Consider the following 11,760-nt stretch of genomic DNA (forward strand, 5'->3'; position numbering starts at 1 on the left):
AAAGCTCGCGCCAAACTCGGCCGCGCCTATCCAGCCACCCCCAAAGAGTCAAAATCACTGTGATAGACCACTAGGTGTGCTCCCTCGCCCCGCTCTTGCGGGGAGAAGGTTGGGGTGAGGGGCTGCTTCCACGAATTCGATGGACGAGAGTATGCGGCTAGTCCCCTCACCCGGCGCTGTGCGCCGACCTCTCCCCGCAAGAGCGGGGCGAGGTGACTTTTAGTGTCCCTCGAAGGCCATCAGCGTCCGCACAGGGACGTCCATTGCGCGCAGCTTGGCGGCGCCGCCGAGTTCGGGCAGGTCGACGATGAAGCAGGCGGCGACGACGTTGGCACCGATCTGTCGCAAGAGCTTGACCGCGCCCTCGGCGGTGCCGCCGGTGGCGATCAGATCATCGACCAGGATCACGCGCTCGCCGGGATGCACGGCATCGGCATGCATCTCCATCTCGTCGAGGCCGTATTCCAGCGAATAGGCGATCCGCACCGTGGTATGCGGCAGCTTGCCCTTCTTGCGAATCGGCACGAAGCCGGCCGAGACTTGGTGCGCGACCGCGCCGCCGAGGATGAAGCCGCGCGCCTCGATGCCGGCGACCTTGTCGATCTTCGAACCGGCCCAGGGATGCACCAATTCATCCACCGCGCGGCGGAAGGCGCGGGCATCCGCGAGCAGCGTGGTGATATCGCGGAACAGGATGCCGGGCTTCGGATAGTCCGGAATGGTGCGAATGGCGGCCTTCAGGTCGAGGTCAAACGTCATTGCTGTCTCGCTTTCGTCCTTACGCCCTGGTGTCTAGCCGGAACGCGTTTTCCACGATACGCAGGCCGACTTCGCCGCCGAGCGACATCAGCGATTCCGGGTGGAACTGCACGCCGCCGACCGGCAAGGTCTTGTGCTCGATCGCCATCGCGATGCCGTCCTCCGTGGTCGCCGTCACCGACAATACATCAGGCACGCTCTGGCGCTCGACATAAAGCGAATGGTAGCGGCCGATCACGATCTCGTTCGGCAAATTTTGCATTAACCGGCCGCCGCGCACCTGGATGCGCGAGGGACGGCCATGGGCGGGCTGGCCGAGCTGGCCGAGCTGGCCGCCGAAATATTCGCCGATCGCCTGCACGCCCAGGCACACGCCGAAGATCGGCAGCTTCTTCTCGATCGCGGTGCCGATGGTCTTCGAGATCCCGAAATCCTTCGGCCGCCCCGGACCGGGCGAGAGCACCAGGAGATCCCAGCTTTTCTGCTTCAGCATCTCCTGGGCGTGGATGTGCCGGACCACGGTGACGGCGGCGCCGACCTGGCGGAAATAATCCGCCAGCATATGCACGAAGCTGTCGTCGTGGTCGATCAGGAGCACCTTCTTGCCGGAGCCGGTGGCATCGGGGGCAATGGTGGAGAGCCGCTTCGGCGGGTCGCCGCGCAACGCCTGGAACAGGGCTGCGGCCTTCACCTGGCACTCGCGGTCCTCGGCCGCCGGATCCGAGTCGAAGAGACAGGTGGCGCCGACGCGAACCTCGGCGAGCCCATCCTTCATGCGGATGGTGCGGATCGTGAGCCCGGTATTGATGCTGCCGTCGAAATTCACGCAGCCGATGGCGCCGGCATACCAGCGCCGCGGCGAACGCTCGTGGTCTTCCACGAACTGCATCGCCCACAATTTCGGCGCGCCCGTCACGGTCACCGCCCAGGCATGGGTGAGGAAGGCATCGAGCGCGTCGAAGCCCGGACGCAACATGCCCTCGACGTGATCGACCGTATGGAACAGTTTTGAGTAGGTCTCGATCTGGCGCCGCGCCAGCACCTTGATCGTGCCGGGCACGCAAATGCGCGCCTTGTCGTTGCGGTCGACGTCGGTGCACATGTTGAGCTCGAACTCGTCCTTCTCCGAGTTCAGGAGCTGGCGGATCTGCTCGGCATCGCCGATCGCATCGCTGCCGCGCGCGATCGTGCCCGAGATCGGACAGGTCTCCACGCGCCGGCCATCGGAGCGGACGAACATTTCCGGCGAAGCCGACACCAGGAATTCGCCTTCGCCCAGATTCATCAGCGCGCCATAGGGCGACGGGTTGATGCGGCACAGCCGCTGAAACACTTCCGCCGGGGAACGCTCGCAGGGCTCGGCGAAGAGCTGGCCGGGCACCGCCTCGAACAGATCGCCGCGGGCGAACGCCGCACGCGCGAGTTCCACGGTCGCCTGGTATTCGCCGGGCGCGTGATCGGCGAAACCCTGCCGACCCGCCTTGAGATAGCGGCTCTCGGCGGTCTCGCGCGGCAGGCCTTCGGTCGACTTGCCGTTCCAGGCGAAATCGTAAGTCAGCACCACGCCGCGGCCGGTGGCGCGGTCATAGGCGAGCAGCCGGTCGGGCACATAAAGCACGATGTCGCGCTGGTCGGCCTCGCGCGGCCGCTTCTGCACGAGGTCCTCGATCTGGAACACGAGGTCGTAGGCGAAGGCGCCGAACAGGCCGAGCAGCGGATCGGCACTGGACGAGAAGGCCGCCACGAGATCGCGCACCAGTGACATCACACTGGCGCGCCGGGTGCGCTGGTCTTCCTCGACCGGGGCTTCGCCGCGGATGATATGGCCTGCGAGGCGCGCCTCACTCTTCTCGGTGATGACGACGCAGGGCTCGCGCAGGACATCGCCGAGGAAGGCGATCAGCACCTCGCCACGCTTGTTCAGCGCTGATAGCGAGAAGTTCGTGCCTGATGTCTCCAGCGCCAGCGGCGGATCGGAGAAGCCGAGATCGAAGCTCTCGTAGCGCCCGGGCACGCTCGTGCCCGAGGACAGCACGACGCCGCGGCGGCGGTCGAGCAGATCGATCAGGTCGTCGAGCCGGCCGGCATTGCCGGTGAACTGTTCGACCACACGGGTGACCGCAAGCCCGCCACTGGTGCGGTACTCGCTTTTCGCCGGCAGGGAGAAGACTGTCCTGTTCATGTGTTCCTCTTACGAGACTTAACGAGGGAGCGCCACACGGGACAACCGAAGGGACCGTCGCACTGCGATGGCGACCTTCGACGATATTTTAAATGAAATCGCACCGGCCACCTATGAGAAGGTGGGCCACCAAAGACAGGATGGGCGGCAACGGTGCTCATACCGCGCTAATCACCACCCGGCGGGGGCGATGTCAAGGGACGGGCACGGCCGCTGGCCTGCCCAAAAATCCATCTTTGGGGTTTGAAGGCCGGCGAATTCGCGTAAGTTTGATCCCAAGGAGTGGCGGACCAACCGCCCCAATGGACAACGGTGGAGGCGCATATGGGGCTATCAGGTCTCGGATATGCCGGGTTTGGCGCGGCCGAACTCGATGACTGGCGGGAATTCGGCACCACCCTCGTCGGCCTGCAGGCGGTCGAGCGCGGCAATTCCCTGCTCACCTTCCGGATGGACGACCGCAAACAACGCATCGTGATCGATCGCGCCGCTCCGGAAGGATCGCGCTTCTTCGGCTGGGAGGTGGCGGATGCGGCGGCACTGGATGAGCTCGCCGCCCAGCTCGAGCAAGCCGGCGTCGCGGTGACCGCGGAGCCGCAAGCGCTCGCCGATGCCAGGCATGTGCTCGGGCTGATCTCCTTCCACGATCCCGAAGGCAACCGGCTGGAAGCGTTTTGCGGCGCGGAGATCGATGCCACGCCGTTCAAGCCGGGCCGCGCGATCTCTGGCTTCCGCACCGGCCGGCTCGGGCTCGGGCATGCCGTGCTGACGGTCGAGCGCATCGATCCGATGATGGCGTTCTATGTCGAGGTGCTCGGCTTCGGGCTTTCGGACTACATCCTGCAGCCGTTTCGCGCCTATTTCTTCCACGTCAACCCGCGCCATCATAGCCTCGCGTTGATCGAGACCGGGAAGAGCGGCATGCACCATCTGATGGTCGAGATGTTCTCGCTCGACGATGTCGGGCAGGCCTACGACGTGGCGCTGAGCCAGCCCGATCGCATCGGCACCTCGCTCGGCCGCCACACCAATGACTTCATGACCTCGTTCTACGCGAGGACGCCGTCATCCTTCATGATCGAATGCGGCTGGGGCGGCCGCGAGATCGATCCGGCGACGTGGCAGCCATACGAGATGCGGGACGGCCCGAGCCTGTGGGGTCACGAGCGCGTCTGGCTGCCGGCCAAGGACCGCGAACTCGCTCGCGAGATGCGAATGCACGCCGCCGCCCAGGGCCGCCGCGCGCCGGTGCAGGTGATGCAGGGCAATTTCAAGCTGATGTCGGGCACCTGTCCGTGGTGGGACGGGGTGACCGGAAAACCCTAAGGCTGCCACGAGCCGTCAGCGCAAATCCCTCATGGTGAGGAGGCGCTTGCGCCGTCTCGAGACGATGCTGCGCATCGCTCGGAGAACCATGAGGCCCCGCCGTCGGCCTCATCCTTCGAGACGCGGCGAAGACGCCGCTCCTCAGGATGAGGGGATGCACCCATCAGCCCAGATGCTTCTTGAAGAACTCCGTCGCCCTGTCCCAGGCGAGCTCGGCGGCCTGGCGGTCGTGCACCGACATGCGCTGCTCGTTGACGAAGGCGTGCTCGGCGTCATAGCGGAAGAGCTCGAGCGACTTGCCGGCGGCCTTCATGGCCTTCTCGAAGGTGTCGACCAGTTGCGGTGTGCACCAATCATCCTTGTTGGCGAAATGTGCCTGCAGCGGGATCTTGACGTCGGCCGGCTTTGCCGCCTGCTCCGGCGGGATGCCGTAGAACACGACACCGGCGGTCAGTTCCGGAATCTTGGTGGCGCCGATGACGGTCACCGCGCCGCCAAGGCAGAAGCCGGTGAGGCCGACCTTGGCGCCGTTCCGCGCCAGATATTGCGCGGCGCCACGTACGGTCTGCGTGGTGGCGTCCATGAAGTCGAGCGAGTTCATCTCGCGACCCGCGGCATCGGTGTCGTGATACGGCACCACCGTACCCTTGTAGAGATCGGGCGCCAGCGCGTCGAAGCCGGCCCGCGCGAAGCGGTCGCACATACCCTTGATCTGGTCCTGCAAGCCCCACCACTCCTGGATCACGACCACGCCCGGCGCATCGCCGCGCGCCGCGTTGGCGAGATAACCGCCTGCGTCCTTGCCGTCCGGACGCTTGAAGGTGATGGTGGTGCCCATGAATTCCTCCGGAATGTTTCTGAGGGGGTTGCGAGTATCTTGACTACTCAGCGCGCGAGACGCAATCGCGCCAGCAAAAAAGCCCCCGCGGGGGCTTTTTCAAATCACGTTGCCGAAAGCGCGATCAGTGCGCGTTGGCCCAGACCTTCTTCTTGGTGAAGTACATCAGGACCGAGAACAGGATCAGGAACACGAACACCTGAAGCCCGAGCCGCTTGCGCGCTTCCATATGCGGTTCCGCGGTCCACATCAGGAAGGTCGTGACGTCGTGGGCATATTGCGCGACCGTGGTCGGCGAACCATCGCTATAGGCGACCTGACCGTCGCTCAGCGGCTTCGGCATCTTGATGGCGTGGCCCGGGAAGTACTTGTTGTAGTAGGAGCCCTCGGGAATGGTCACGCCGGCCGGCGGGTTCTCCTCGAAACCTTCCAGGATCGCGGTGACGTAATCCGGGCCCTGCTCCTGGTACTGGGTGAAGAAGTCGATGACGAACCAGGGGAAGCCGCGCTTGTAGGAACGGGCCTTGGTGATCAGCGACAGGTCCGGCGGAGCCGCGCCGCCATTGGCCGCACGAGCCGCCTGCTCGTTCGGGAACGGCGACGGGAAGTAGTCAGCGGGCCGGCCCGGACGCTCGAACATCTCGCCCTGGTCGTTCGGGCCATCCTTGATCTTGTAGTCGGAGGCGAATGCGGCGGCCTGGGCCGTCGAATAGCCGGGCCCGCCGGGATCCGCGAGGTTGCGGAACGCGACAAAGGACAGGCTGTGGCAGGTCGCGCAGACCTCCTTGTAGACCTGCAACCCGCGCTGCACCGCGCTGCGGTCAAACTTGCCAAAAGGGCCGGAGAACGACCACTTCTGCGCCGGCGGTGCCACCTCGCCCCCCTCGGCCTTGGCGCTTTGCGCGCCGCCGACCAAGAGCCCGCCCGCAACCATGATCGCGATCACGGCCGAGACCATCGGCGCGGCCTTGCGGCCCGTCTTCGCCAGCACATCGTCGGCGATCGAGTTCGGCACCGGCCTCGGCGTCTCGATCCGGGAGAGCAGCGGCAGCACAATCAGGAAGTACGCGAAGTAGCAGACCGTCAGGATACGGCCGGCGATCACATAGATGCCCTCCGGCGGCTGCGCCCCGAGATAGCCGAGCAGGACGCAGACGACGACGAACATCCAGAAGAACTGCTTGGCCAGCGGGCGATACTTCGACGACCTGGTCTTGGCGCTGTCGAGCCACGGCAGGAACGCCAGCACTAGGATCGCCGAGAACATCGCGACCACGCCCGCAAGCTTGTTCGGGATCGAGCGCAGGATCGCGTAGAACGGCAAGTAGTACCATTCCGGCACGATATGCGCCGGCGTCACGCCCGGATTGGCGGGAATATAGTTGTCCGCCTCCATCAGATAGTTCGGCATGTAAAAGAGGAAGTAGGCGAAGAAGATCAGGAAGCAGGAGACGCCGAACAGATCCTTGATCGTCGCGTAGGGCGTGAAGGCGACCGTGTCCTTCTCGGTCTTGGCCTCGACGCCGGCCGGATTGTTCTGGCCCGCCACATGCAGCGCCCAGACATGCAGCACGACCACGCCGGCGATCACGAAGGGTAACAGATAGTGTAGCGAGAAGAAGCGGTTCAGCGTCGGGTTGCCGACGGCGTAACCGCCCCACAACAGCGTCACGATGCTCTCGCCGAAATAGGGCACGGCGGAGAACAGGTTGGTGATGACGGTGGCGCCCCAGAAACTCATCTGACCCCAAGGCAACGCATAGCCCAGGAAACCAGTTGCCATCATGAGCAGGTAGATGATGACCCCGAGAATCCAGAGTACCTCACGCGGCTCCTTGTACGACCCGTAATACAGGCCGCGGAACATGTGGATGTAGACGGCGATGAAGAACATCGAGGCGCCGCTGGCGTGCATATAGCGCAACATCCAGCCGTAATTGACGTCGCGCATGATGAGTTCAACCGACCTGAAGGCGAGATCAGCATGCGGGGTATAGTGCATCGCCAGGATCACGCCGGTCAGGATCTGCACCGCCAGCATCATCGAGAGGATGGCGCCGAAGGTCCACCAGTAGTTCAGGTTGCGCGGCGTGGGATAGGCCACGAAGGAGGAGTGCATGAGGCCGAAGATCGGCAGTCGCCGCTCGATCCACCTCAAGACGGGATTGGTCGGCTGAAAATCGGATGGTCCGCTCATTGATGCGATCCTGAGAAGTAAAGACGACGCGATCGGTCGAAGCCTCGGGCTGGGCCGAAACTTAGCCGATCTGGATTTTGGTGTCGGAAACGAACTGATAAGGCGGCACGGCCAAATTGGCGGGCGCGGGCCCCTGGCGGATACGACCGGAGGAGTCGTATTGCGAGCCATGGCAGGGGCAGAAAAATCCGTCGTAATTGCCCTCATGGGCGATCGGGATACATCCGAGATGGGTGCAGATGCCGATGACGACCAGCCATTGCTCATGGCCGGACTTGACCCGGGCCTCATCGGTCTGCGGGTCGGGCAGGCTCGAGAGCGGAACGCTGCGCGCCTCGTCGATCTGCTTCTTGGTGCGGTGGCTGATATAGATCGGCTTGCCGCGCCAGAACACCTTGATGTCCTGCCCCTCGGCGACCGGCGCCAGATCGACCTCGATAGGCGCACCGGCGGCGATGGTCGCCGCGTCCGGGTTCATCTGGTCGATGAATGGCCAGACCGTCGCAGCTGCACCCACCGCAGCAGCAGCACCCGTTGCAACAAAAAGGAAATCACGGCGTGTCGGATGGTCCGCCGAAGACGCTGTCGTCACGATTCCAAGCCCTTTCCTTGTCTGCAGCCGGTGGAACCGCCCCGGTGGCGCCCATTGCAACCGGGAGGTCTGCCGGCGCCCGCGGCCCCCCGCGGCGGCAGAAAACCACTATCCCTCCTCCCTACTGGCGGAATAGCAGTCCAGAATCGTTCTATTGGCACCCTTGCCGGACGAGCGCAAGCCCGCTATCGGCTCGCAGGCGTGCAATGCACGAAATGAGCGACGAACGTTGTTTTCTTGAGACATTTCGTCGAGACTTAACCCCGCGCCACGGCCATGCAGATCGCGCTCTTCCAGCCCGATATTCCACAGAACACCGGCACCATCCTGCGGCTCTGCGCCTGCCTGGATGTGGCGGCTCATATCATCGAGCCGGCAGGCTTCCCGACCTCCGACCGGCATTTCCGCCGGGCGGGAATGGACTATCTCGACCACGTCCGTTTGACGCGCCATGATTCCTGGACGAAGTTCGAGCAATGGCGCCGCGAGGCTGGCTATCGGCTGATACTGTTCACAACCAAGGTCGCCGGTTCCTACCTCGATTTTCGCTATGCCGCTTCCGATATACTGCTCTTCGGGCGCGAATCCGCAGGGGTCACCGATGCGGTGGTGGCGGCCGCCGATGCGCGGCTGGTGATCCCGATCAAGCCGCCCATGCGCTCGCTCAATATCGCGATGTCGGCGGCGCTGGCGATCGGCGAGGCCGTGCGGCAGACCCGCAGCCTGAGCTGAAGGAGATTCCGTGAGCTACGCGGTCAAGGAGATTTTTCTTACCCTTCAGGGCGAAGGCGCGCATGCCGGCCGTGCCTCGGTGTTCTGCCGCTTTGCCGGCTGCAACCTGTGGAGCGGCCGCGAGCAGGACCGCGCCAGCGCCACCTGCCAATTCTGCGACACCGATTTTGTCGGCACCGACGGCACGCTCGGCGGCCGCTATGCGAGTGCCGCAGCACTTGCCGATATCATCGGCGCGCAATGGACGGGCGATAATGTCGGCCGCTATGTCGTGCTGACCGGTGGCGAGCCGCTGCTGCAGGTCGACACCGAGCTGATCGACGCGCTGCATGCGCGCGGCTTTGCCATCGGCGTCGAGACCAATGGCACGATCACACCGCCAGACGGGCTGGATTGGGTCTGCGTCAGCCCGAAGGCGGGCGCGGAACTCGTGGTGCGGAAGGGGAACGAGTTGAAGCTCGTCTATCCGCAACAGGACGCCGCGCCGGAACGCTTCGTCGATCTCGATTTCGAGCGCTTCTCGCTGCAGCCGATGGATGGGCCTGATGTAATTCAAAACACCGCGCGCGCGGTCGAGTATTGCTTGCAACACCCTAAATGGCGGCTGAGCGTGCAGACGCACAAGACGCTGGGCATCAGATAGGAGTTGGACTTTCAGGATGTGGGAATTGACGAAATCGTTCCGCTTCGAGGCGGCGCATGCGCTCTCCGGAACGACCCTTGGCGCGAGCAGCCAGGAGATCCATGGCCATTCGTTTCGTGCGGAAGTGACGGTGCGCGGAACGCCGGACCCAGCGACCGGCATGGTGCTTGACCTAGGCCTGCTCGAACGCCGCATCGCCGAGGTGCAGAAGACGCTCGACCACAAGTTCCTCAACAAGATCGAGGCGCTTGGACTGCCTACCCTTGAAAACCTGTCGCGATTCATCTTCGAACGGGTGCAGCATGCGGGCAAGGTCAGCCGCGTCAGCGTGCATCGCGACAGTTGCAACGAGAGCTGCACCTATTTCGGACCGGAAGCCTAAGTCATGGAAAAATCCGCGATCGAACAGCGCAAGGCGCGCGCAAAAACCTGGTTCGAAACGCTGCGCGACGATATCTGCGCGGCCTTTGAGCGGCTGGAGGATGACGCGCCTGCTTGGCTCTATCCAGGCGAAGCCGGGCGCTTCGTGCGCACGCCGTGGGAACGCACCGACCATACCGGCAAGCCCGGCGGCGGTGGCGTGATGTCGCTGATGCGCGGGCGCCTGTTCGAAAAGGTCGGCGTGCACTGCTCGACCGTGCATGGCGAGTTCGCCCCCGAATTCCGCGCCCAGATCCCGGGCGCGGCGGATGATCCGCGCTTCTGGGCCTCGGGCATCTCGCTGATCGCGCATCTGCACAACCCGAACGTGCCGGCGGTGCATATGAACACCCGCTTCGTCGTCACCACCAAGGCGTGGTTCGGCGGCGGTGCCGACCTCACGCCGGTCCTGGAGCGGCGGCGCACGCAGGACGATCCGGATACGCTCGCCTTCCATGCCGCGATGCAATCAGCCTGCGATGCGCATGCGCGGATCGCGCCGTATGAGAAATACAAGAAATGGTGCGACGACTATTTCTACCTGCCGCATCGCAAGGAGGCGCGCGGCATCGGCGGCATCTTCTACGATTGGCACGACAGCGGCGACTGGGACGCCGACCTCGCCTTCACCCAGGATGTCGGCCGCGCGTTCCTGAATATCTATCCCGAACTGGTCCGGCGCAATTTTGCGACAGCATGGACCGCTGAGGACCGCGAGGAGCAACTGGTCCGGCGCGGGCGCTATGTCGAGTTCAATCTGCTCTACGACCGCGGCACGATTTTCGGCCTGAAGACCGGCGGCAATGTCGATTCGATCCTGTCGTCGATGCCGCCGCATGCGAAATGGCCGTGAGATCGCCATCGTGACCAAACTCCCCCGCGCCATGCTGATCGACATGGACGACACCATCCTGTCGGCCTATGCCCGGCCCGAGATCGCCTGGAACACGATCGCGGCTGAATTCGCCGATGAATTGACGCCGATGGATCCGCCGGTGGTTGCCGCCGCGATCCTGGCTTTCGCCCGGAAATTCTGGTCCACGGCGGAGCCGATCTGGCGATTGAAGCTCGAGGAAGCGCGCCGCGAAACGGTCAGGGGCGGCTTTGCCGCGCTTCGTGCGAGCGGTCACCCGTCCGTTTCAGACGATCTCGCGGTCCGGATCGCCGACCGCTTCACGACGTTTCGCGAGGAAAGCATCTTCGTCTTTCCCGGCGCGCACGACGCCATAGACGGGTTGCGGGCGCTCGGCATCAAGCTCGCGCTCGTCACCAACGGCGCCGCGTTGATGCAACGCGCCAAGATCGAGCGCTTCGCACTGACTCACCGCTTCGATCACATCCAGATCGAAGGCGAGCATGGCTTCGGCAAGCCCGAAGAGCGCGCCTATCTGCACGCCATGGATGCGCTCGGCGTCAGCGCAGCGGACACCTGGATGGTCGGCGACAATCTGGAATGGGAAGTCGTCGCGCCGCAGCGGCTCGGCATCTACTCGATCTGGATCGACGTGCACGGGGATGGCCTGCCGGCGGGATCGACGATCAGGCCGAATCGCATCATCCGCTCCCTGACGGAACTGCTGCCCGGCGCGAATCGGTAGCGAACCCTGCGCTTCGCCGTAATCCCCATCAAAATCCTGTAGCGGCGATCCCTCGTGATCGGACTGTCATGACAGCTCTGTAACGTGCCCGCGCGTCAATCAAGGCGAAGGGTGGACCATGGAACTAAAACCAGGCGATGTGGTGATGCTGAAATCGGGCGGGCACCCGATTACGGTTGCGGAAGTCAACGAGGATTCCGTCGAGTGCGTATGGATGGGTATCGACGGCGATCTGTTTCGGGAAACGCTTCCCGTTGCCGTCCTCGAAGCCGCCATTCCCGATGACGAGGAAGAGGACGACGACGAGGAAGACGAAGAAGACGACGAAGAAGACGATGAGGACGAAGACGATCGCCGCAAGGACAAGGTCGCTTAAGTCCCTGCCTGCGATGCGGCCTAGACGACCGATTCCATGAAACCTGCGTCGTGGCGCGGGTTGAATTGGATGGAACGGGCAGGTTGTTGGCGGATTC

At 64.0% G+C, this 11,760-nt stretch carries 12 protein-coding genes; 7 read left to right on the forward strand and 5 right to left on the reverse strand.

Translation table 11 applies throughout. The annotated features are described in order from the left end of the window. Nucleotides 1-219: 219 nt before the first annotated feature. The gene (locus tag AAFX91_RS32765; RefSeq protein ID WP_208821721.1) at nucleotides 220-759 is read right to left on the reverse strand and encodes an adenine phosphoribosyltransferase; all 540 of its coding nucleotides are present in this window, start codon (nucleotides 757-759) and stop codon (nucleotides 220-222) included. 19 nt (nucleotides 760-778) lie between these two features. Beyond that, nucleotides 779-2,941 (reverse strand): anthranilate synthase component I, encoded by a 2,163-nt coding sequence (locus AAFX91_RS32770; RefSeq protein ID WP_394569337.1) that lies wholly within the window; start codon nucleotides 2,939-2,941, stop codon nucleotides 779-781. A gap of 324 nt (nucleotides 2,942-3,265) precedes the next feature. Between AAFX91_RS32770 and AAFX91_RS32775 the strand changes: the two genes are divergently transcribed. Then, the gene (locus AAFX91_RS32775; RefSeq protein ID WP_394569338.1) at nucleotides 3,266-4,267 is read left to right on the forward strand and encodes a VOC family protein; all 1,002 of its coding nucleotides are present in this window, start codon (nucleotides 3,266-3,268) and stop codon (nucleotides 4,265-4,267) included. A 163-nt stretch (nucleotides 4,268-4,430) separates the two neighbouring features. Here the strand turns inward: AAFX91_RS32775 and AAFX91_RS32780 are convergent, their stop codons facing one another. The 3 genes from AAFX91_RS32780 to petA form a co-directional block, all read right to left on the reverse strand. Further along, nucleotides 4,431-5,105, reverse strand: a complete 675-nt coding sequence (locus AAFX91_RS32780) for a dienelactone hydrolase family protein (RefSeq protein WP_130582637.1) — start codon at nucleotides 5,103-5,105, stop codon at nucleotides 4,431-4,433. Between the two features lie 124 nt (nucleotides 5,106-5,229). Next, entirely contained in the window at nucleotides 5,230-7,302 is a 2,073-nt protein-coding gene (locus tag AAFX91_RS32785; RefSeq protein WP_130582638.1) for a cytochrome c1, read from the reverse strand. A gap of 61 nt (nucleotides 7,303-7,363) precedes the next feature. Next, nucleotides 7,364-7,894: a ubiquinol-cytochrome c reductase iron-sulfur subunit gene (petA, locus tag AAFX91_RS32790; RefSeq protein WP_130582639.1), complete on the reverse strand. Its 531-nt coding sequence runs from the start codon at nucleotides 7,892-7,894 to the stop codon at nucleotides 7,364-7,366. 276 nt (nucleotides 7,895-8,170) lie between these two features. Between petA and AAFX91_RS32795 the strand changes: the two genes are divergently transcribed. From AAFX91_RS32795 to AAFX91_RS32820, 6 genes are all read left to right on the forward strand, one after another. Then, nucleotides 8,171-8,626, forward strand: coding sequence for a tRNA (cytidine(34)-2'-O)-methyltransferase (locus AAFX91_RS32795; RefSeq protein WP_130582640.1), 456 nt, complete (start codon nucleotides 8,171-8,173; stop codon nucleotides 8,624-8,626). Nucleotides 8,627-8,636: 10 nt separating this feature from the next. Then, nucleotides 8,637-9,269: a 7-carboxy-7-deazaguanine synthase gene (queE, locus tag AAFX91_RS32800; RefSeq protein WP_130582641.1), complete on the forward strand. Its 633-nt coding sequence runs from the start codon at nucleotides 8,637-8,639 to the stop codon at nucleotides 9,267-9,269. 16 nt (nucleotides 9,270-9,285) lie between these two features. Beyond that, nucleotides 9,286-9,651 carry a 6-pyruvoyl trahydropterin synthase family protein gene (locus AAFX91_RS32805; RefSeq protein ID WP_394569339.1) on the forward strand — a complete coding sequence of 122 codons (366 nt, stop codon included), beginning with the start codon at nucleotides 9,286-9,288 and terminating at the stop codon, nucleotides 9,649-9,651. A gap of 3 nt (nucleotides 9,652-9,654) precedes the next feature. Then, the gene (gene hemF / locus AAFX91_RS32810) at nucleotides 9,655-10,542 is read left to right on the forward strand and encodes an oxygen-dependent coproporphyrinogen oxidase (RefSeq protein ID WP_394569340.1); all 888 of its coding nucleotides are present in this window, start codon (nucleotides 9,655-9,657) and stop codon (nucleotides 10,540-10,542) included. Further along, the gene (locus AAFX91_RS32815) at nucleotides 10,526-11,287 is read left to right on the forward strand and encodes an HAD family hydrolase (protein WP_130582644.1); all 762 of its coding nucleotides are present in this window, start codon (nucleotides 10,526-10,528) and stop codon (nucleotides 11,285-11,287) included. The genes hemF and AAFX91_RS32815 overlap by 17 nt, the downstream gene beginning before the upstream one ends. A gap of 118 nt (nucleotides 11,288-11,405) precedes the next feature. Then, nucleotides 11,406-11,663: a YodC family protein gene (locus AAFX91_RS32820; protein ID WP_130582645.1), complete on the forward strand. Its 258-nt coding sequence runs from the start codon at nucleotides 11,406-11,408 to the stop codon at nucleotides 11,661-11,663. Nucleotides 11,664-11,760: the final 97 nt, after the last annotated feature.

Origin of the sequence: Bradyrhizobium sp. 31Argb (assembly GCF_043638955.1) — a bacterium.
Classification (GTDB): Bacteria; Pseudomonadota; Alphaproteobacteria; order Rhizobiales; family Xanthobacteraceae; genus Bradyrhizobium.

What these genes read in the sequence shown, in the direction of transcription:
- AAFX91_RS32765 (WP_208821721.1), bottom strand. Translation starts at nt 759, where the DNA reads ATGACGTTTGACCTCGACCTGAAGGCCGCCATTCGCACCATTCCGGAC.
- AAFX91_RS32770 (WP_394569337.1), bottom strand. Translation starts at nt 2,941, where the DNA reads ATGAACAGGACAGTCTTCTCCCTGCCGGCGAAAAGCGAGTACCGCACC.
- AAFX91_RS32775 (WP_394569338.1), top strand. Translation starts at nt 3,266, where the DNA reads ATGGGGCTATCAGGTCTCGGATATGCCGGGTTTGGCGCGGCCGAACTC.
- AAFX91_RS32780 (WP_130582637.1), bottom strand. Translation starts at nt 5,105, where the DNA reads ATGGGCACCACCATCACCTTCAAGCGTCCGGACGGCAAGGACGCAGGC.
- AAFX91_RS32785 (WP_130582638.1), bottom strand. Translation starts at nt 7,302, where the DNA reads ATGAGCGGACCATCCGATTTTCAGCCGACCAATCCCGTCTTGAGGTGG.
- AAFX91_RS32795 (WP_130582640.1), top strand. Translation starts at nt 8,171, where the DNA reads ATGCAGATCGCGCTCTTCCAGCCCGATATTCCACAGAACACCGGCACC.
- AAFX91_RS32805 (WP_394569339.1), top strand. Translation starts at nt 9,286, where the DNA reads ATGTGGGAATTGACGAAATCGTTCCGCTTCGAGGCGGCGCATGCGCTC.
- hemF (WP_394569340.1), top strand. Translation starts at nt 9,655, where the DNA reads ATGGAAAAATCCGCGATCGAACAGCGCAAGGCGCGCGCAAAAACCTGG.
- AAFX91_RS32815 (WP_130582644.1), top strand. Translation starts at nt 10,526, where the DNA reads ATGCGAAATGGCCGTGAGATCGCCATCGTGACCAAACTCCCCCGCGCC.
- AAFX91_RS32820 (WP_130582645.1), top strand. Translation starts at nt 11,406, where the DNA reads ATGGAACTAAAACCAGGCGATGTGGTGATGCTGAAATCGGGCGGGCAC.